This is a genomic window from Enorma phocaeensis (assembly GCF_900186505.1).
In the GTDB taxonomy this organism is placed as follows: domain Bacteria; phylum Actinomycetota; class Coriobacteriia; order Coriobacteriales; family Coriobacteriaceae; genus Enorma; species Enorma phocaeensis.
On sequence record NZ_LT891968.1, the window covers coordinates 45,055 to 64,521 of the forward strand.

Consider the following 19,467-nt stretch of genomic DNA (forward strand, 5'->3'; position numbering starts at 1 on the left):
GAAGCCGCAGCTCACGCGCATTCAACGCTGGATTGAGCGGCACGAAAAAGGGGCAGGGCGAGGGATTTCCCCTGCCCTGCCCCTACGGGTTGTATCGAACCGGACGCCGGTTACCGATTAGCCCTTAGCGCGAACCAACGATGTTGAAGAGCCAGTCGATCTCGACGTCCCAGCTGTCCTCATCAAGCTCCCACTCGCCGTCTTCTTCGGTGAACTGGAGCGTGAAGGTGTTGTCGCTGCTCAGATCGGCATTGTTAGCGGCCTCGATGAGCATGGTGCCATAGCGCTCGAAATCCTGCTCGTACGTGGTATAGGCGTACTCGTCGGAGCTCTGATAGGCCTCGAGCATGTAGTCGAAGTTGTCGATGACCTCGAACACGTCACGCGAGGTGACGGTTACCGAGACCTCGGCCGTGCCGCTGGACTCGCTCACGTCGACGCCATCGATCGTGTAATCGAACCCGTCGAGCATGACGCGGGCGTACTCGGTGGAATCGGTGCCGCAATCTTCGAGAGTAGAGCCACTTGTGAGCTGGACCCAGCCATCATTGATGATGTCGGAGACCTCCTCGATGGCGTCGTCATCACCGTTCTTGAACGCGTCGAGGCGCTCGGTGACCACGGCTTCCACGGCCTGCTCGGGCGAGCCGCCGCCTACGCCGGGAAGAACAAAGGTCACGACCAGGAAGATCGCCACAACGGCAAGGGCAGCGAGGGCGACTCCCACGATGAGCCCGGTCTTGGACTTCTTGGGCTGCTGGGGCATGACAGGAGAGGCGGCATTGGGATCGTAGCCGTACTGCTGGGGTTGCGGAGCATAACCCTGCGGTGCACCTGGTTGGGCCGCCTGCCAAGAACCGGTACTGTAGGGCTGCTGCGCCACGGGCTGACCCGTCTGCGGGTCGAAGTTCTGCTGGGGCTGCTGCGCCACCGGCTGACCCGTCTGCGGGTCGAAGTTCTGCTGGGGCTGCTGCGCCACCGGCTGACCCGTCTGGGGGTCGAAGTTCTGCTGGGGCGCGGGCGGCTCCGGAGGCATGCCTTGCGGCATCTGCGGAGTGGAGTCCTGAGCGGACTGGTCCATGCCGTTCATCTGATCGTCCATCTGGCCTTCCTTCCAACGTATATCGGACAGCACCCGATACATCTTCCAGATTGTGACTATTATATATGAGCGCTCTCCACATATTTCCCAAAGACAGCGCCTCGTCGGCGAACGTAACCGTTTGGCATCTTTGCGCTTGCTACCTGCCGACTCCTTACGGTATCGTTAAACAGTTTTTACCAGAGACCACCGATAAGGACGCGCGCCATGGCACTCACGGGAAAGCAAGTCAGACAGCTCAGGAGCCTCGCCCACCACCTCAGCCCAGTCATCATCATCGGCAAAGCCGACGTAACGGATGGCACCGTCGAGCAGGCTAACGAAGCGCTCGAGGCTCATGAGCTCATCAAATGCTCGGTCCTGGACACCGCAAGCATGGACGTCCGCGAGGCCGCAGACGAGCTTGCGAGCCGTTGCCACGCCGAAGTCGTCCAGATCATCGGCAGGAAGTTCTCGCTCTACCGCGAGACGAGCCGCGACGATGTGAAGAAGATCGAGCTCGTCTAGAGACGCAAGATTCCCCGACTCCGATACCTGCCGATGATGTTCTCGTACAGCCGGCGCGTCTCGGGTTCGGGAAAGCCTTTCGCCTCGTCCTCTAGCCTGCTGGTGTGTGATCCGTAGAGCTCCACGACCTCGCGTCGACGACCGGTGCGATCATACACGCGCATCGACGCACGAACCACATCTTCCCGCAAGGGGTCCTCTCGCAGTGCGGCTTCGACCATCCACAACGCCGCATCGAGATCCCCCTCATCGAGGGCGGCTTCGATGCCGCGCACCATGCAATCGCTAAACTTACCCCTAATCACAGACCTCATGCGCCTGAAATACGCCGGAGAGCCCTGGTCGGGCACATACAGAGGACCCGCATAGAGCTCTTCGAGCTTGAGGCAGCGCTCGATGAGCTCGGGGGTGCTCAGACCCGAATGCGCGAGCAAGATCTCGCGTGCGAGCGCCTCAATGCGAGCCACGTCCGAAGTGACGTACTCCGGGTTGATGGCGAGACCATCCCCCTGCTTGAGCAGGTACTGGGGTCCTGAACTGCTCTGTCCCATGGCCTGCCGCAAGGCCGACAGCGTGGTGTACAGGCAGCGCCGAGCGCGGGCGTAGTCGTAGGCAGGCCAAAGCTCCTCGGTAATGGTCCTGCGCTCGACGAAGGTGCCACGCGCTATCACCAGGCGCGCCGCCACGATACCCGCTTTCTTGCGGCGCCACATTGAGTCGGTCAGCACGTGACCGTTGCGCTCCACGCTGAACCCACCCATAAGCTTGAACGTCAGCTGGCCCACCTCGGAATCCCGCATGCTCACGAACGAACCGAACAACTCGGGCGTGCTCGGCGCGGCATCCTGTTCATCGGACAGGCGATAGCGCCGTGCGATATAGGAGGGGATGAGCCGCCTCAGGCTATCCGAACGCGCGCCCAGAACGCTCAAGGCGAGACGCACCGGCAACCTGAAGCTCGGCTCGAAGAGGCTGTCTTTGTGCAGGGAATACCATGCAGACAGCTCGGCATCATCGCGCGCGGCCGATAGGGTGAGCGCGAAATCCCATGCCTCCGCGCACGTCAACTCCGTGCGCCCTAAATCCAGCAGCTCAGCCTCCTCGCGTATGGCGAGCTGGGAGGCGCTGCACAGATGCGCGACCCGCTCGAGCAGCAAAGCCCAAGCAACCAACGAAGGGCGTTCCTCACCTGCCAGCCTGAGCGTTTGCTGCGCTCGGAACCGTGCGTTGGTGCTCTGTCCCACCGCAAGGTTCTGCCAGCCTTCGAGCACCATGCACCAGAGCTGCATGGCCAAATCCGATGCCCTCACCGCCGCGGCACCCGCATCCACGAATGCCCGCTCGTCCATCATGGGCTGACCGGCCATGAGTCGGCGAAGCGCGAGCACGGTTCGCACGTAGGCGAGCGCCGGAGCTAGACGACGCTCCTGGAGAACGGGCACCAACGCGGCAAGATCCGCGTCGCGTTCGTCAGGCTTGTCGAACGACCCGTCGAGCACCTCGAGCACAAGGCCGTCGCACAGGACGAACAGCGCCGGTAAATCCACGCGCGCCGAATGCGCGACGTCGCCCAAGAGCTCCCGGTCCCGCACCGTGACGCCTTCTGCCCCGCGATCGATCAAGGCACCCTGCACGCGCGCGTGGAGGCGCAACCGAGCAACCGCAGCATCGGTAGCATCATCCTCATGGTCATCCGGAAGGTCCGGCAGCATGATTCCCGGGCACCCATCCTGCGTGGCGGCAAGCGCTTGGGCACGATGCCAATCGCTGGAATGCACCTCTTTGGCAACGGCAGCAAGCCGCCTCCCCAAGTCGGTTGCAAGCGAGCGCGCGAGCTTGAAGTCGCCGATGGTCAACGCCGAAGCATGCACCGCAAACAGGGCAGCGGCATCGGTTACCGGCGCATCGCGCTCAACCTCGGCTATCGCATCGCTTGCAAACGCTGCATATCCCGCTAGCGCAAACCGCATGGGGTCTTGCCGAACCAACTCGAGGCGCTCGCATGCTGCTAGGTGGCGACGCGAAAAGACCACCGCGTTATCGACGCGTCCCGCCTTGAGATGCGCACGCGCGGCGCGGCAGGCGAGTGCTGGATCGGCGCGCACGACATCCTCGCAGAGCCGCTCGTAAGCAGGGCCTTCGCATCTCATGCAAGCGAAGTGCTGCGTCGCAGGGTCGAACCCGAACATGGGGTACTCATGGAACAGACGATGCCGCTGCCGCGCATCGACGTGCATCCCCACCGCCTCGACATCGGCCAGCGAGCCTTTCGCCAAAAGGACGAGCAAACACGCGATGCGTCCCAACGACTCGTCCGCTCGTTTGAGCTCAAGCAAAGCCGTCCGGTAGAGATCCGAGGCTGCGATATCAAGCGGGGTTATACCTTCTGTCGCGCGCTCGGTAACCTGCTGCAAAGACGAGACGAGCACGGGGATTCCCTGTGTCAAAGCATACAGGTCGAGCGCTGGGGCGATAGAGAAGACCCGCGCCCACGCAGCGTACTCACGAGGCTGCACCCTCATCTGCTGGGCACTGATCTTAGCCGAATCACCGAGTTGGCGCTGGAGGTGAAACGCTGCGGGCGTGCATGCAAGCACCACCTCGAAACCCCGCTCGCGCAATTCACGAAGTCGCGTGGTCAGCCTCTGGGCATCGGCGCCTTCATAAGGCGGTAGATCATCGATTGCCATGAGCGGGCGCGATGCCTCAGCCAAGCGCTCCTCAGCCCCGGCGATCTGCAGCATCAGCTCCTCAAGAAGCGCCTCTTCCGCATCGATCAACTCGGCTCGACCGCGAGCGGGATCCTCGCGCACCTCTTGAACGTACTGAAGCAGCAGCGCGGTCTTGCCAAATCCCGCCGGAGCACAGACGATCACGATACCAGCGCTTCTCCCCTGTTGCACCAGCGCTTGGAGCAACTTGGTACGCCGAACCATGAACGCGGGACTCAACGGGAGCGTCGTGGCGCCCCGATGAGCCGACGCTGTCTTCGGCGATGTCGATTTCGCCATAATGCCTCACCTTCCCCATGCAACTAACCATAGGGAAGACAGGCCCCTGTCTTGACGAGGCGACCGGTCAGCGGCGCAGCATCCGCCGGCAGGTCGAGAGCCCTTGTTGGATGTCAGATTCCAGCACCGGATTCATCGTGCGCGATGCCATCTCCCCTATCCCGCAGCTACGAGGCACATCCATTGTTTCATAGGACCCCCGGTGGAGCTACAGAATAACTTCCCGCCGCTATCTGCAGTTTTATCATCACCGTTCGCAGAATACCTAGCAACTTTTAGAAGGTAGGTATGGTAGTGCATCATCCCGACCGGCGTGCAGCGCCTTCGTTGGATTTGGGGAAGGTTTCTGTTGGAGATGACCTCAGAAGCCCTGCACGCAAACGGGGCACGCGGTAAGCCCGCATGCCCCGAATCCCATGGCATCAAACGATCCAAGACGCAACCCGCCATGTGCGCACCCCGACAGAAGACGAGATCTCAGGCGATGTTGCTCAGCCTATCCGCTCTCCATAGCACGATGGCGGCGCGGCATACCTTACGCGTAGACGCCGTAGAGCGTGATATCCGCCTCTGCGTACAGATTGTTGGTGAACTCTGCCCACGCATCCGATAGCTCGGTAGCATCCGCCACAAAGTTCTGATACGCAACGTAATAGGCCGTAACCGCCTGCTCGTAGGTCGCCGAACCCGACGCAAGATCGATATCGCCCAGAGCGACTGAATAGGAGTTGTCGCTCTCCGCCCAAGTCCCCGCTTCCGCGTCCCAAGCATCGCCGACGAGGTCGAGGATGTATTGAGCGTACTCGGCAGAAGCAGACTCCGTGTTGCCATCAGCAGGTGCGGTGGGCTCGCTCGGACCCGAAAGCGTGGTATAGCCCGGAGCGATCTGCTCCTGAAGGCGCTGTATCGTTGCGCTCTCGCGCATTATCTGGCGCGCCTGGTCCTCCGTCACGCCGTACTGGTCGGCAATCGTTGTGTAGTCGGTCGTTCCGAGCATGGATTCGGCAAACGCATCGAGATCCTCATCGGATATCTCGATGCCGCGCGATGCCGCCTCATCGAGCAAGATGGTATTGCGCACGTAGGAGATGATGGTCTCTGCAGAGGGCGCCGGATAGGTTCCATCCTCGTTCTGGATAGTCGAAAGGCTGTATTCGCTCTCGATTGCCTCTTGAGCGGAGACGTCGTGGCGCGCACCCCTGAAGGAATAGCTTGCCACGGTGTCACCTAGCTGACCTTCGGAAAGAACGGCCGAAGAAACGGTGCTCGGAGAGAACCCGCCGCTCCCGACGAGGTAACCCACGATGCCGGCGATCACCACAGCAGCGATAACGCCGGCGATGAAGAGCACCCGGTGCGAGCCTTCGGTTCGATCGAGGAGGGTCTGGGCTTCTTCAAAGGGGTCTTCCCCGGCCGATTCGCTATCGCCGTCATCCCCACCATCGGAGTCGTCTCCGTCAGCGTCGTCGAGAACGTCCTCGTCCCCTTGGGCGCCGGCATCCTCGTCCACGCCTTCAGCGGGTTGCCGGTCATCAGGGCGCTCGTCCTCAGAAGCATCCGCCGCGATATCCTCGGCTGAACGCCCGCCGATGAGCTCGACCTCTACCTCCGGCAGGTCATCGGGCGTATCGCTGCGCTCGATGACCTCGATTCCGTCGATGTAGTCGCGCTCACTGTCATCTTTCTTCACGATCAACCCCATGGATCGACCTCCTTATTCCCTGCTGCGCAGGCTCAACGCAGGCTGGCGCAACGGTTCGGCGCAGCTGGATGATCTTCCGCTTACTCCTCTTCATCCTCCTCGTCGGCTTCATCCGACTTGGTAACGCGGGCGCGCTTCTTGGGAGCATCCAGCTTGAAACGCTTCACCAGCATGTTGTAGATCTCGCTCGACCGCGCCTTGAGATAGGTTCCCTTACCACCCTCGGCATCGAACTGCAAACGCCCGGCCAGCTCCTCGGCGACATCGCCGGCAATCTTGCCCTGGGCGAACGCATGCAGACATCCGAGCATCTCGCGGTACTCAAGGTCGCCGTGGTAGCACTGGATCGCCTCATCGATGATGGGCCAAACCTTCTTGGAACGGCCGCGCTCGGTAGCTCCCCAAGCGCAAAGCATGCGGAACGCCGAGAGACGCAGCGTGGCGGAGAGCTCGTCGAACAGAGCCGCCTCCGCCCCCTCGTATGCCGCGCCAACCACTTTGGCATGATCGTCCACAAGGAAGGTGAGCGCGTCGAGAATCTCCCAGCGGGTCTGCGCTTCAGGACGATAGAGCGCGTCGACGAGGTCGGGGATGCGCGGCGCGAGCAGCTCGGGATCGCGCTCCGCCAGAAGCGCGATCACGCGCGCGGAAAACTGACGGCGCCGACGGCTCGAGCAAGACAGGTCCTCCACGAGCGCATCGAGAGCCGCCTTATCGCGCTCGATCTCGCCGAGCTTCTCGAACTCAGCCGTCGTTGCTTCTGGTTCGTTGGTGGAAATCGCCATACCGTCCTCACTACTCTCCATGGTGGCCGCAGCAATGGTCGCCGTCGTGGTGATGGCCCTCGCCATGGCAGCACTCATGGTCGCCGTGGTCGTGGTCGTGACCGCAACCGCAACCCTCCTCGTGCTCATGCTGGGCGGTGTACAGCGACCAATCCAAGCCGGCCGCGACCGCCTCGGCCTCTTCCTGATACAGCAGGGTGATGGCCTGCGTACCGAGCGAGCCGCCGCCGATGGCGTCGAGCATGTCGTAGAGGGTGAAGGCGGTGTCGGCGCCGGGCAGGGCGATCTCGCGCTCCTCGGCCTCCTGCAACGCCAGGCCGATGTCCTTGATGAAGTGCTTGACCATGAAACCGGGCTTCCAATCGCCCGAAAGCGCCTTGGGGGCAAGCGTGTCCATGGCGCCGCTCGCGCCGGTACCCCCCATGATCATCTCGCGCGTCTGCTCGAGATCGAGCCCGCTCTGCTCCGCAAAGGAGAGCGCATCGGCCATGCCCACCATGGACGAGGCAAGCGCTACCTGGTTGGCAAGCTTAGCGGACTGGCCCTTGCCAGCACCACCGAAGCAGCAGATGCGGCTGCAGAAGGTCTCGAGCAACGGCCGCACGGACTCGATGTCGCGCTCGGTCGCGCCCACGATGGCGGTGAGCGTACCGGCGATGGCGCCCGCCTCGCCACCCGTCACCGGGCAGTCGAAGGCAAAGCGGCCGTCGACCTGAGCGGCTTCGGCGATGTCGCGCGCAAGCGAAGGCGAGCTGGTGGTGAGGTCGATGAGCACGCAGCCGGGCTTGGTGGACGTCAGCAGGCCGTCACCCGCGAGGTAGAGCTCCTCGACATCCTCGGGATAGCCGACCATGGTGAAGACCACGTCGGCTTCAGCAGCCGCCTCAGCGGGCGAAGATGCGAGCACCGCGCCGCGGTCTACGAGCGGCTGGGCCTTTTGCGGGGTGCGGTTGTAGACCGTAAGCGAGTAGCCGGCGTCCATGAGATGCCCCGCGATGGGGGCACCCATGATACCGGTGCCGATGAATGCAACCTTGTGCATATGCGTCTCCTTATATGATGGAAGCTGGTAGGTGCGGTCGATACCCAAAGGACCGTGCTAGCTGCGAACGCGCTTGGCGATGCGATCGGTGAGCGAGATCTTCTCGGCTCGGTTGATGCCCCAGAAGATGATGGCGACCATGCCCGGGCCCACGTGGGCGCCGATGGTCGGGCCCACCGAACCGCGAATGATGGTCAGGTCGGCGCAGCCATCTTCCTTGCGAATGGCGTTCTCCAGCCAGTCACCGTCTTTCTCGGAATCAGCGGTCACGATGGTGAGGGGCATCGTCGGATCGAGGACATAGTTGTCCTTAAAGGCCTTGACGAGCGACTTAAGCGCTTTCTTGCGGCCACGGTTCACGCCGGTAAGCGTGAGGGACCCGGCAAGGTCGAACGAGAGGTTGGGCTTGATGTCGAGCTTGCTGGTGATCTGCGCCGCAGCGGGCGGGATACGGCCGCCGGCCGCCAGCGAATCCAGGCTGTCGAGCGTGAAGTAACCGTGCACGTACGTCTTCGCCTCGTCTGCCCATGCTGCGAGCTGGGCTGCCGTGAGACCCGCTGCGCGCTGACGCACCGCCTCCAGAGCCAGAAGCTCGCCGCACGAGCAGGGAAGCGCGTTATCGACCACATAGAGCTCGAACTCAGGATACTTTCCGCGCACCTCTTCCGCGGCGATGCACGCATGCTCATAGCTCGATGAGAGCGCAGAGGTGAAGGCGAGGTACACCGTGGGCGTTCCCTCCTCGGCGCACTCCGTGAAGTACTCGAGGTAGCGGCCAACCGAGATCGCCGCAGTGGAGGCCTTCACGCCGTTGTGAATCTGGTCGTAGAACCACTTCGGCGTCATCGACGTCCAAATGTCGTCCGAGCGCTCCTCGCCGTCGAGGATGTAGGGGAAGCCGAGGATATCGACGTCCAGGGTCGCTGCGATCTCGGGCGTGAAGTCGCAGCAGGTATCGACCGCGATGCGGCAGTGATGCGCAGGGCCGGACGTGGCGGTGGTGGTCATCTGGCAAGACCCTTTCTCATCAAAACGGGCGGCCACCCGCGAGGATGGCCGCCCACCTGTACGCATGTGTATACGTTATTTTACTCGTCCAGGGTCTCGATCTTTGGCTTAATGATGCCATATCCACCATTCTTACGGTGATACACCACATTGATGAGGCCCGTGGTGGCGTTTTCGAAGACGTAGAAGTCGTGGCCGATCAGATCGGTCTGCACGAGCGCCTGCTCCTCGGTCATCGGGGTGATCTCGATGATCTTCTCGCGGACGAGCTGGTCGTCCTCTTCCTCGGGGATGAGCAGGTCGGCAAGGTCCTCGACGCGCTCCACGGGAGCGACCTCGGCCGCCGAGGCGCCTTGCTGGCGGTTGTCGACAACCTTCGTCTTGAACTTGCGGAGCTGACGGGTCACCTTATCTGCCGCCAGGTCGATTGCCGCGTACATATCTGCGCCGTGCTCGGCGACGCGGATCACCGAGCCGCGCGCTCTCACCGTGACCTCGACGATCGCCGGTTCGGCGATCGAGGGGTTCTTCTCGTAGCGCAAAACGACGTCAGCGGTCATGGGCTCGATCTCGAACACTTTGAGAGCCTCGCCGACCTTTTCTTCCACACGCGCGCGCAAAGCATCGGTTACCGTGGTCTTACGTCCGGAAACCTTGATATCCATGAGCGCTCCAATCTATCCGGGGACCGTACTCGTACGTAGTTTGTACCCAATACCGCACCCGGCATCACCGTGAACGCCGCTCACCCGTTCGCGAACGGGAACGGACCGGACGCCGAAGTCTGCGCCCGGTCCGCTAAATTCTGCGCTATGCGCGCCATCAGCATCAGTCGATACTGTTCATGTCGCCCTCTACCTGCTCGACATCGCCCTCTGCAGGCGCCTCAGCTGCCGTGACGCCACTCACCAGCGAATCAGAGACGCTCAGCGGCACGGTGCCGTACCATAGCGCATGGATCGCGTCGAGCGTACCGTCGGTGCTCATCTCGTCAAAGGCGGTCGCCACTTCATCGGCAAGATCGGTCGCATCCGCTGCGTAACCGATACCGTAGGAAACCGGCGTGCTCAGAATGCCCGCAAAGAAGACATCGTCGTACGAGCGCGAAAGGTAGGCGCCCGCCGTAACGTCGCAGACGACGTAGTCGACCTCGCCCGCCGCAAGCGCTTCGAAGCACTCGTTGACGTTCAGATAGGTGTTGCTCGCCACGATGCCGACCTGAGCAAGAGCCTCCTGGGAGGATGAGCCGTCCTGGGCTCCAACGGTACCGGCAGCAAGATCATCTGCTGTAATAGTCGTATCGGCATCGCCGTGCGCGAACACCGCGGTGGCATTCTGGAGGTACTCGCCATGGACCACGACCGCGCCGCTCTCGTCATCTGTCGTCGCGCCCAGATAGATATCAGCCGAGCCGGATGAAAGCGCCTCCTCGGCGGAAGTGGATCCCACGAAGGCCACGTCGAGCCCCAAGCGGTCTGCCAGAGCGCGGGCAACATCGATCGCATAGCCATCGAGCGTACCATCCGAGATGGTCATTGCCTGCGGAGCATCGGCCGTATCGAGCGCGACCGTGAGGGTGCCCGCCTGGACGAGCATCCCGTCGTCGACGACCTGCTCGACAGCGGTATCCTCCGCCTCGTCGAGCCCGGGTGTCGTGAAGGAGCACGCCCCAAGACCAAGCGCGCAGACGACCGCAAGAACCCCCGCCAGAGCGGTGGCGGCCCGTCCCTTCAAGCTAGCAATCATGTCGTTCCCATCCGTGCCATGGAACAGGCACGCTGCCTGCCCCCGTTCGCTATACCCACCGCCCGCCGGGCGGAGCTTTGTCGTTGTCTCCCCGCTGACCTGGTCTTTTCCCCCACACCTGCGCACTGGGACGTTTGCTCGGCCACCGCAGCGACCTTACGACTAGCCCGCTCGCCCGCGAGGCCGATTGCCTCTGAGGAAACGGACGGTGCGACTTACCTCTAGGACGCGCCATGATCGCGCGCACGCGCACGCGCACGCTTACGTGGGTCCTTTTGACCGCGTCTGTCATGGACTAGGGCGCAAGCGCCCGCAACCACAGCCTGAGGAGACGAATGGATTATACAACAGCGATGTTACCTGCGAGCTGCTCATATTCTCGCTGGGCCCGACCACGTGCCTGCGACCGTCGAGAAGAGCCCTGCCTGCCCGAGCACCGCTTCGCCCAGCGCGGTTCACCCGCTACCAGACGCGCGCGAGGGCAAGCGCATCCACACGCACGGCGCCTGCCGCGACAAGCGCACCCGCTGCGCCCCGTAGCGTCGCGCCGGTGGTTATCACATCGTCGAGAAGGACGAGTCGCAAACCTGCCACCGGCTCCACCGGTTCATAGGCGCCCCGCGCATGCAGAGCGCGCCCCGCCCTGTCGAGCGCGCGCTGATCGGAGGAACCGTGCTTGACGAGAACGTCCGCAAGCGGCAAGCCCACCAAAGCGGAAAACGCCTGGGCGATCTCCTCCATATGGTCAAAGCCGCGTCGGGAGAATGCCGCAGCAGTCGCCGGCACGAACGTCACCGCATCGGCAGCGCCCACAAACCCGCCGTAACGCTCGGGCGCGGCCTCCTCGGCGTGGATGGCCGCATCTACCATAAGCTCAGCTAGAAGCGGCGCTAGACGACGCTCTCCCCCATCCTTGTACGCGCGGATGATACGGGGCAGCGGCCCTTCGAACACGGCTGCGGCAAGGCAGCGACCGGGAATGCGCGCACCAGCCGCGGCGGCGTCCCCGTCCGGCGCGAACCCGCCCTCCTCGTCACCGCCTCCGCATTCCGTGCACAGCAAATCGCCAAAAGGCGCTCCGCAACGCAAGCATGCATGAGCCGGGTCGATAGGGGTCAGTTCAGCCAAGCAGCGATCGCAGATGAGCGAACCGGGGCGCTCGCAGCCCGCGCATCGCGTGGGCGCCACTGCCTCAAGCGCGAGCGCTCCCGCGCGACGTGCGCGGTCCGCCCAAAGGGCCCGACGCGCATGCCACTGCGGGGCGTCCACGAGTTGCCTTAAGCCCGTGCCGGAGGCTGGGGCGCGCGATCCGAACCAGAGGACTGCCCCTGTGCGGATTGACCGCCCTCGCCGCCCTGCTTGGGCTTGCGCGAACGACGGCGTCGACGCTTCTTCTGGGGTTGATCGGCAGATGCCTCGTCGCGCAGCGCAGCCTGCTGCGAGCGCTTGGCACCGCCGCCGTCACCAGGCCTACGGCGCGACACCTTCACGTCGCCTTCGGCAACCTGACTTGCAACCGAGGGCACCTCGGGCTTTTGCGAAGCCCCCTGAGGCGCCTGAACGTGCCTGCGGCGACGGCGAGAACGCCCCTCCGTGCCTTCGGCGGCATCATCGTTGCGCGCGGCCTTCTCGCGCGCCTCTTCACGCAAAGCGGCATTGCGGAACGCTTCCTCGCGCTCCTCGCCCGACAGATGACGGCGGCGCCTGCGGCTCTTACCCTGCGGCGTTGCCTGAGGGGTCTCTTCCTGAGCAGGCGCAGCGCCGCCCGATGCGCGCTTACGGCGGCGCCGGCCGGTCCCCGCCTGCGAGCCCTCGGCTTCGCTCTTCTGGGAGCGCTGGCTACGGCTGGCCTTGTCAGCTGCTCCTTGGCGCTTGCGGCTGCGCGGGGTGGGCCCGCTCACCACGAGGCGGTCATCGTTGCTCAGGCCGTCCCCCACGTCGATGCCGTTCCCGCGATCGAGCTCCATGAGCGCGAGCGCGATATCGGGCGACTCGATCTTCTCGAGCACATCGCGCGTCACGCAGTCGGGACGGCACGCGCACTTCTGCTCCTCGGCCTTCTTCTTGCACGCATCGGAGCAGGTCATGTCGGAGAGGTTCACACGGAACACCTTGCCGCTCTCCAGACGCAGCACAAGCTGCTCGCGCGGCGTATCGTACTCCTGGATCTTGGCCTTGCCGAGCGGCGTGTCGATGAGCGCCTTCTTCTTGGGCGCACGGCTCTTGAAGTCCTTGTACGCCTCGAACTCGTAGCGCAGGCAGCACATGAGGCGGCCGCACACGCCAGAGATCTTCGCAGAGTTGAGCGGCAGGTCCTGCTCTTTCGCCATGCGGATGCTCACCGGCTCGAACTGCCCGCCGAAGCGCGTGCAGCAGAGCTCCTGGCCGCAATGGGCGTAACCGCCCACAAGGCGCGTCTCATCGCGTACCCCGATCTGGCGCATGTCGACGCGGGTATGCAGGGTCGAGGACAAGTCTTTCACGAGCTGGCGAAAATCGACGCGTTCCTCCGCCGCGAAGTAGAACACCGCCTTCTCGCCGCCGAAGAGGTATTCCACACCCACCGGCTTCATGTCGAGCTCGTTGCTCTTGACCAGCGCGCGGAACTCGACCATCGCGCTCTCGCCGCGGCGGGCGAGCTCATCGGCGCGGTCGAGATCCTCCTCGGTCGCAACGCGCAGCACCGGCTTGAGGGGCGAGCGGAGCTCTTCTTCCGGGACCTCGAAGGGGTCTGCGGTCACCAAGCCGATCTCGGTTCCGCGCTCGGTGGAGCAGATGGCATGATCCGCCTCAAGTATGTCGAGATCTTGCGGGTCGAACCACAGATCGCGCGAGGCGAAAGCGAATTTGACGGGAACTACGACGGGCATGAGAGAGCCTTCCTGATATCTAAGAGCATGACCTCGAAGGCCAGCTGCGGGGTTACATTGTGGCGGACTGCCTGCTCGGCCGCTGCGACAGCGTCGAGCGCGGCGAGAAGGCCTGCTGTCCCCGTTGCCGCGACAAGGCGGCCAACGGTCTCCTGGGCGTCGGTATTCACGACGCCGCCAGGTGCGTGCTCGAGCGTGATGAGCGCATCGCGCAAGAGCGAGCGGGCGCTTGCCAGCACTTCCATGATACCCGAACGCTCACGGGCGGTAATCTCGCGCTTATTGCGCTCCTCGAGCTGCTTGAGAGCACCGCGCGATAGGTAGTCGGCATCGCGCTCGAGCACCGCCTTCTGCGTGCGCTCGACATCTGCAAGCGGCGCCTTCACGGCCTTGATGAGCCCCTTTGCCGCAGAGAGGACATCTGCCTCATCGGCATGGGCGAGCGAATCGATCGCGCGGATCATGGCGCGGCGTGCTTCTTGGCGCTCGGCGCTCTTAAGGAACTCGATCGCGCGCGTTGGACTGCCGGCAACGGCGACCGCCATGCGGCAGCGCTCTTGCGGCAATCCCGTCGAGCGGCAGACGGCGGCAGCCGCCTCGACGGGTGACACCATGCGGAACGGCACGCACTGGCAGCGCGAGACGATCGTGGGCAGAATCGTATCGGAGGAGGTGCCCAACAGGATGAAGGTAACGTCTTCAGGCGGTTCTTCGAGCGTCTTGAGCAACGAGTTCGCGGAATTCGCGCGCAGCTGATCAGCGCGATCGAGGATATATACCTTATGCGCGGCGCGAATGGGAGCGAGGGCGACCTCGTCGATGAGGTCGCGCGTCTGCCCGATGAGGTAGCCGGTTGCGCTCTCCGGCGCAAGATAGTGCACGTCGGGATGCGTATGGCGCGCGACCCGTACACATGCCTCGCAGGCACCGCAACCGCCATGCGGGCAGATGAGCGCTTGCGCGAGCGCCCATGCGGCGTCGAGCTTGCCCGCCCCCGGGGCGCCGACGAACAGGTAGGCGTGAGAAGCGCGACCGCTCTCGACGGCGCGCTGAAGAAATGCCCGCACGCGCGGCTGCGTGTCGAGCTGAGCGAGCAACAATCGAGGCCCCGTTTGCGGCGCCACCTCATGCCCTGCCATCTTCTCACCCCTTACCATCTGCAACAGCTTGCCGGCCAGCTTGAGTCGTGGGGTCTATGATACCGCGCGGCGGGAACCCCGTCGCTTGGAGACAGCTCGTCATGAAGACGGCATGGCGGCGGCGCGGCGCATGCGAGCGCATGGAAGCCGCGCCGCAGCGAGAATCCAGTACAGGGCGCCCTTATACGATGTCGAGCGGAACGGGGTGGGCGGGCGCCGGGAACGAACTCGAGAGCAGGGAGAGATCGTCGGCGGAGAGCTCGATGTCGCAAGCGGCGATGTTCTCGAGCACGTGCGCGGCGTCCCCGCTGCGCGGAATCGCCACGACCATCGGATCGCGCAGCACGAAGGCGAGCAGGATCTGAAGCGGGCTCGCCCCATGCCGACGCGCCACCTCGACAACCGCAGGATCGCTCACCAAGCCGCGCCTGAGGTCCCCGGCCTGCGCGAGCGGGCAATAGGCCATGAGCGGCATGCCCACCGAACGCATCCAGGGCAGTATCTCGTATTCAACGCCCCGCGAGCCTAGATGGTAGAGGTCCTGGTTCACGGCGCAATGATCGCCGCAGAAGACACCGTAGAGCTCCTCGAGGTCGTCGGCGTCGAAGTTCGACACGCCCCAGTGGCGGATGACGCCGTCCTCCACGAGCTCCTCCATGCATTCGACCGTCTCCGAAAGAGGGACCGCACCGCGCCAATGCAGAAGGTACATGTCCAGGTAATCGGTACCCAGGCGCTCAAGCGAGGCCTCCACGCTCTCGAAGATCTCGGGCCTACCGGCATTGTGGGGGTAGACCTTCGAGACCAAGAACAGCTCCTCTCGGTTGTAGCCGCGAATCGCCTCGCCTACAAGGCGCTCGGCCGCACCCGAACCGTACATCTCGGCTGTGTCGATAAGTTTTACGCCCGCATCGAGCCCCGCGCGCAAGGCGGCAAGCTCGCGATCGTGCGCGCGCACGCTCTCCCCCAGATACCAGGTCCCCATGCCAAAACGCGGCATAGGGGTGCCATCAGCTAGGGGCACGGTTGCAATGAAGGCCATGGTTCCTCCTTGTGCTTGGCTGTATGCGGGCGGCATCAGAACGAGCGCCCCCGAAGGGCCGATCGGCACCCGCGCGCCGCGCGGCGCGGCCCAAGTACCGCCTGGTAGCCTTGTACCCGCATACAGACGAGCGGCCGCGCCGGGAGACAAACGACGCAGCCGCTCTTGTGTAGGGTAGGTAAGGGTAGGTGCGCCGCTGATAGGGCGACGGCGCACCGAAGCCGGCAGGTCCGGCTTGGAGGGAGCTGGTACTAGCCCTGCAGCTTCATATCGTTGATGAGCTCGTAGTACTCGGCGATGGCGGAGTGGTCTTCCTTCTCATGGCCGTGGGCCTTGAGCGACTGCATGATCTCCATGGCAAGCGACGAGAACGGGGCGCTCACGTTGATCTGATGCGAGGTGTCCATCACGTTCTGGAGGTCCTTGATGTGCAGCTCGATACGGAAGCCCGGCTCGAAGTTGCCATCGAAGATCTTCTGCGACTTCTGGTCCATGACCGTGGAGCCGGCAAGGCCGGAGCGGATGGCCTCGTACACGCGGGACGGATCAACGCCAGCCTTCTTAGCGAGCGAGTAGGCCTCGGAGATGGCGGCGATGTTGATGGCGACGATCATCTGGTTGGCAAGCTTGGTGATGTTGCCTGCGCCGACCTCGCCCACGAGGGTCACGGTCGAAGCCATGGTCTTGAGCAGGTCCTCGTACTTGGCGAAGACCTCCTCCTTGCCACCCACCATGACGGCGATGGTGCCGTCGATGGCCTTGGGCTCGCCGCCCGACACGGGCGCATCGAGGAAGTCGACGCCCATCTCGGCCAGACGCTCGGCGAAGTCGCGGCTCGCGAGCGGCGCGATGGAGCTCATGTCGATGACGCACTTGCCGGCGGAAAGACCCTCGGCGATGCCGTTCTCGTTGAAGAGCGCGGCCTCGACGTGCGGGGAGTTGGGGAGCATGGTGATCACGACGTCAGACTTCTCGGCAACCTCCTTGCCGCTGGCGCACGCAACGCCGCCCAGGGCGACGAGGTCGTCTGCGCGATCGATGTTGAAGTCGAACGCATAGACCTGATAGCCGGCCTTCTGCACGTTGATGGACATGGGCTTGCCCATGATACCGAGTCCCACGAATCCTACGTTCATAGTGAAATCCCTTCTTCACGTACTATCTACCTGCTATTCCTACGCCTTGCGGCGGAGAAACCTTGATGCACCGGCCTCATAACCCGGCGCTCCCCTGCCATCCGGATACCCGGACGCAGGGTGCTAGGCGATGCGGCCCAGCAGAAATGCCCGTATGGCAGACTCACCCGCGATGGGCACGAGCTCCTCGGTGCGCGCGATGCACTCCCCAAGCGACATGGGCTCGAGCGCGAGTGGAATCACGAGCCCCAACCCCTCGTCGTAGACGCCGTCGAGGTCCTCGGCACGGCTGCCCACGATTGCCACGGCGGGCTTACCCTGCGCCTTGGCGCGGCGGGCAACGCCGATGGGAGCCTTGCCGTTGGCAGACTGCGCATCCATGCGCCCCTCGCCCGTGATGACGAGGTCCGCGCCTGCGATCGCTTCGTTCAAACCGATCGCATCGAGCACGAACTCGATGCCGCGCTCCACCCGCGCGTCGCAAAACGCCACGAGCGCCGCACCCAAGCCGCCCGCCGCACCGGCGCCGGGAAGGCTGGAGACGGGACGCCCCACGTGCTGCTCGAGCAGTTCGGCATACGCCTCCATCCACGGCTCGAGCTCGGCGACCTTCGATGCGTCGATGCCTTTCTGGGGTCCATAGATGCACAGGGCGCCGTTGGAGCCGCATAGCGGATTGGTCACATCGGTGATGAGCACGAACTCGGTATCGGCGATGCGCGGATCGAGCCCTGAGCAATCGATGAGCGCGAGATCGCGAAGGCCGATGAGCCCGCATGGGATGGGCTCGCCCTCCTTGTCTAGAAAGCGCACGCCGAGCGCCTTGGCCATGCCGACGCCGCCATCGCTCGTGGCGCTGCCGCCGAGCCCCACCAGGATCCTGCGGGCCCCGTGGTTCATGGCGTCACGGATCAGATCGCCTACACCCCATGTAGATGCCGAGAGCGCGTTTTCGGGCGTCTGGTCTATGAGCGTGATACCGCTCGCAGCCGCCATCTCGATAATGGCGGTGCCATCGTCGGTGAGGCCATAGGGGGCCTCGATCTTCGCACCCAGGGGATCTTGGACGGTCGCGCGAATGATCCGGCCGTTGAGCGCCGTGACGATCGCCTCGACCGTCCCCTCGCCGCCGTCGGCGATGGGATATCGATCGACGAGCGCATCGGGGAGCACGCGGCGGATGCCCGCTTCGATTAGCTCCTCGACACGCGCGCTCGACGCCGATCCCTTGAACGAATCGACTGCAAGCACCACCCGTGGTGATTCCATCTGCGTCACGCCTCCTCCCGTAATAGAAAACCAACACTGCCTGCGTCGCGCGGAGCTCCTCGCGCAACGGCACTAGTCCAGATAACCGCCCTCGCGCATCGCACGTTTCATGCCCTCGAGGGCGGAGCCATCCGTGGGCTCGGTGGGAAGAATCGAAGGACCGACCTCCATGCCCATGAGGTTCGCCATGTCCTTCGTTGCCGCCGGGAAACTCGCCGCATCCTGCGAAAGGCGGATGGGATTGAGCTTGAACTGGTTCTCGCGCGCACCCTCATAGTCTCCGGCGACGAACTTGTCATAGATGCCGCACACGAGCTCGGGGAAGATGTTCGCCGTCGAGCAGACGGCACCGTCGGCACCGCAGCACAGGCCCGGGAACACAACCGTGTCCTTGCCCACAAACGCCACGAAATCGATGTCCGAGCAGCGGCGAATGAGCTCCTGCAGCGCGGTGATATCGCCCGTCGAGTCCTTGATGCCGAGGATGTTGGGCACATCGTGCGCAAGCTCGACGATCACGTCGTTGGGCAGGGCGTACCCGCAGCGACCGGGATTGTGGTAGATGAAGACGAACGTGTCTGACACCGCGTTCGCGATCGCCGTGTAGTGGTGGATGAGCGCCGCATTCGTGGGCTTGATGAACATGGGGTGCAAGACCGCGATACCATCGATGGGCAGCTCCGCGGCGCGCTGAGCGAGCGCGATGCAGGCGCGGGTGGAGATGTGGCCCACGCCGAAGATGACCGGCACGCGACCGGCGGCCTGATCGAGAATGATCTGCGCACCGGCGATCATCTCGTCATCGGAGAACATGTAGAACTCGGAGTTGCTCCCAAATGCCAGGATGCCGTCTACACCGTGCTCGATCACGAAGTCGACCTGTCGGCGAAGCTTGCCCTCATCGATGCGCTCCTCGGCATCGACCGGCGTCAGAATCGGCGTGAACAGGCCGCGCATCTTCGAGCTATCGATTGGATTGGACATTGACTCCTCCATTCGGATGGGGCGGGAGCGCCCGTGCAACTAGCACTCTACCGCCGCCCCCTGCGACACGATATATTCCAAAGGCTCTAAACGAGGGTGTTTGCCGTCTGCCTTTTGTTCTGCA

The 19,467-nt window shown here is 63.7% G+C and carries 16 protein-coding genes; 1 reads left to right on the forward strand and 15 read right to left on the reverse strand.

Annotation, left to right across the window (positions count from 1 at the left end):
- Positions 1-124 precede the first annotated feature (124 nt).
- A complete protein-coding gene (locus tag C1717_RS10435; RefSeq protein WP_146003638.1) occupies positions 125-1,102 on the reverse strand; it encodes an Rv0361 family membrane protein in 978 nt (325 codons plus the stop codon).
- Between the two features lie 207 nt (positions 1,103-1,309).
- On the opposite strand from C1717_RS10435, the gene yhbY reads away from it, so the two are divergent.
- Positions 1,310-1,609, forward strand: a complete 300-nt coding sequence (gene yhbY, locus C1717_RS00625; RefSeq protein WP_102371337.1) for a ribosome assembly RNA-binding protein YhbY — start codon at positions 1,310-1,312, stop codon at positions 1,607-1,609.
- On the opposite strand, the gene C1717_RS00630 is transcribed toward yhbY, so the two are convergent.
- From C1717_RS00630 to C1717_RS00695, 14 genes are all read right to left on the reverse strand, one after another.
- Positions 1,606-4,620, reverse strand: a complete 3,015-nt coding sequence (locus C1717_RS00630; RefSeq protein ID WP_102371338.1) for an AfsR/SARP family transcriptional regulator — start codon at positions 4,618-4,620, stop codon at positions 1,606-1,608. The two genes, yhbY and C1717_RS00630, sit on opposite strands and share 4 nt — an antisense overlap.
- A 535-nt stretch (positions 4,621-5,155) precedes the next feature.
- On the reverse strand, positions 5,156-6,322 hold the full coding sequence (locus C1717_RS00635) for a peptidyl-prolyl isomerase family protein (RefSeq protein ID WP_102371339.1): 1,167 nt from the start codon (positions 6,320-6,322) through the stop codon (positions 5,156-5,158).
- 80 nt (positions 6,323-6,402) lie between these two features.
- Positions 6,403-7,107 (reverse strand): hypothetical protein, encoded by a 705-nt coding sequence (locus C1717_RS00640; protein ID WP_102371340.1) that lies wholly within the window; start codon positions 7,105-7,107, stop codon positions 6,403-6,405.
- 10 nt (positions 7,108-7,117) lie between these two features.
- On the reverse strand, positions 7,118-8,191 hold the full coding sequence (locus C1717_RS00645) for an NAD(P)-dependent oxidoreductase (RefSeq protein ID WP_281255266.1): 1,074 nt from the start codon (positions 8,189-8,191) through the stop codon (positions 7,118-7,120).
- Between the two features lie 15 nt (positions 8,192-8,206).
- Positions 8,207-9,157, reverse strand: coding sequence for a DegV family protein (locus C1717_RS00650; protein ID WP_102371342.1), 951 nt, complete (start codon positions 9,155-9,157; stop codon positions 8,207-8,209).
- An 80-nt stretch (positions 9,158-9,237) separates the two neighbouring features.
- A complete protein-coding gene (gene hpf / locus C1717_RS00655) occupies positions 9,238-9,822 on the reverse strand; it encodes a ribosome hibernation-promoting factor, HPF/YfiA family (RefSeq protein ID WP_102371343.1) in 585 nt (194 codons plus the stop codon).
- A gap of 163 nt (positions 9,823-9,985) precedes the next feature.
- Positions 9,986-10,903 carry a substrate-binding periplasmic protein gene (locus C1717_RS00660; RefSeq protein ID WP_102371344.1) on the reverse strand — a complete coding sequence of 306 codons (918 nt, stop codon included), beginning with the start codon at positions 10,901-10,903 and terminating at the stop codon, positions 9,986-9,988.
- Between the two features lie 462 nt (positions 10,904-11,365).
- Positions 11,366-12,172: a ComF family protein gene (locus C1717_RS00665; protein WP_245859326.1), complete on the reverse strand. Its 807-nt coding sequence runs from the start codon at positions 12,170-12,172 to the stop codon at positions 11,366-11,368.
- 8 nt (positions 12,173-12,180) lie between these two features.
- Positions 12,181-13,773, reverse strand: coding sequence for a regulatory iron-sulfur-containing complex subunit RicT (locus C1717_RS00670; protein ID WP_102371345.1), 1,593 nt, complete (start codon positions 13,771-13,773; stop codon positions 12,181-12,183).
- Entirely contained in the window at positions 13,761-14,912 is a 1,152-nt protein-coding gene (locus tag C1717_RS00675; RefSeq protein ID WP_102371346.1) for a DNA polymerase III subunit, read from the reverse strand. The genes C1717_RS00670 and C1717_RS00675 overlap by 13 nt, the downstream gene beginning before the upstream one ends.
- Positions 14,913-15,093: 181 nt before the next feature.
- Positions 15,094-15,954: an aldo/keto reductase gene (locus tag C1717_RS00680; protein ID WP_102371347.1), complete on the reverse strand. Its 861-nt coding sequence runs from the start codon at positions 15,952-15,954 to the stop codon at positions 15,094-15,096.
- Positions 15,955-16,205: 251 nt separating this feature from the next.
- Positions 16,206-17,090, reverse strand: coding sequence for a 2-hydroxy-3-oxopropionate reductase (gene garR, locus C1717_RS00685; RefSeq protein WP_102371348.1), 885 nt, complete (start codon positions 17,088-17,090; stop codon positions 16,206-16,208).
- A 123-nt stretch (positions 17,091-17,213) separates the two neighbouring features.
- Complete coding sequence (locus C1717_RS00690; protein WP_102371349.1) at positions 17,214-18,359, reverse strand: glycerate kinase; 1,146 nt, start codon at positions 18,357-18,359, stop codon at positions 17,214-17,216.
- Positions 18,360-18,431: 72 nt separating this feature from the next.
- On the reverse strand, positions 18,432-19,343 hold the full coding sequence (locus tag C1717_RS00695) for a dihydrodipicolinate synthase family protein (protein WP_102371350.1): 912 nt from the start codon (positions 19,341-19,343) through the stop codon (positions 18,432-18,434).
- Between the last annotated feature and the right edge of the window lie 124 nt (positions 19,344-19,467).

Excerpts from the sequence above, each read along its gene's own strand:
- C1717_RS10435 (WP_146003638.1), bottom strand. The coding sequence starts at position 1,102 with ATGGACGATCAGATGAACGGCATGGACCAGTCCGCTCAGGACTCCACT.
- yhbY (WP_102371337.1), top strand. The coding sequence starts at position 1,310 with ATGGCACTCACGGGAAAGCAAGTCAGACAGCTCAGGAGCCTCGCCCAC.
- C1717_RS00630 (WP_102371338.1), bottom strand. The coding sequence starts at position 4,620 with ATGGCGAAATCGACATCGCCGAAGACAGCGTCGGCTCATCGGGGCGCC.
- C1717_RS00635 (WP_102371339.1), bottom strand. The coding sequence starts at position 6,322 with ATGGGGTTGATCGTGAAGAAAGATGACAGTGAGCGCGACTACATCGAC.
- C1717_RS00640 (WP_102371340.1), bottom strand. The coding sequence starts at position 7,107 with ATGGCGATTTCCACCAACGAACCAGAAGCAACGACGGCTGAGTTCGAG.
- C1717_RS00650 (WP_102371342.1), bottom strand. The coding sequence starts at position 9,157 with ATGACCACCACCGCCACGTCCGGCCCTGCGCATCACTGCCGCATCGCG.
- hpf (WP_102371343.1), bottom strand. The coding sequence starts at position 9,822 with ATGGATATCAAGGTTTCCGGACGTAAGACCACGGTAACCGATGCTTTG.
- C1717_RS00660 (WP_102371344.1), bottom strand. The coding sequence starts at position 10,903 with ATGATTGCTAGCTTGAAGGGACGGGCCGCCACCGCTCTGGCGGGGGTT.
- C1717_RS00670 (WP_102371345.1), bottom strand. The coding sequence starts at position 13,773 with ATGCCCGTCGTAGTTCCCGTCAAATTCGCTTTCGCCTCGCGCGATCTG.
- C1717_RS00675 (WP_102371346.1), bottom strand. The coding sequence starts at position 14,912 with ATGGCAGGGCATGAGGTGGCGCCGCAAACGGGGCCTCGATTGTTGCTC.
- C1717_RS00680 (WP_102371347.1), bottom strand. The coding sequence starts at position 15,954 with ATGGCCTTCATTGCAACCGTGCCCCTAGCTGATGGCACCCCTATGCCG.
- garR (WP_102371348.1), bottom strand. The coding sequence starts at position 17,090 with ATGAACGTAGGATTCGTGGGACTCGGTATCATGGGCAAGCCCATGTCC.
- C1717_RS00690 (WP_102371349.1), bottom strand. The coding sequence starts at position 18,359 with ATGGAATCACCACGGGTGGTGCTTGCAGTCGATTCGTTCAAGGGATCG.
- C1717_RS00695 (WP_102371350.1), bottom strand. The coding sequence starts at position 19,343 with ATGTCCAATCCAATCGATAGCTCGAAGATGCGCGGCCTGTTCACGCCG.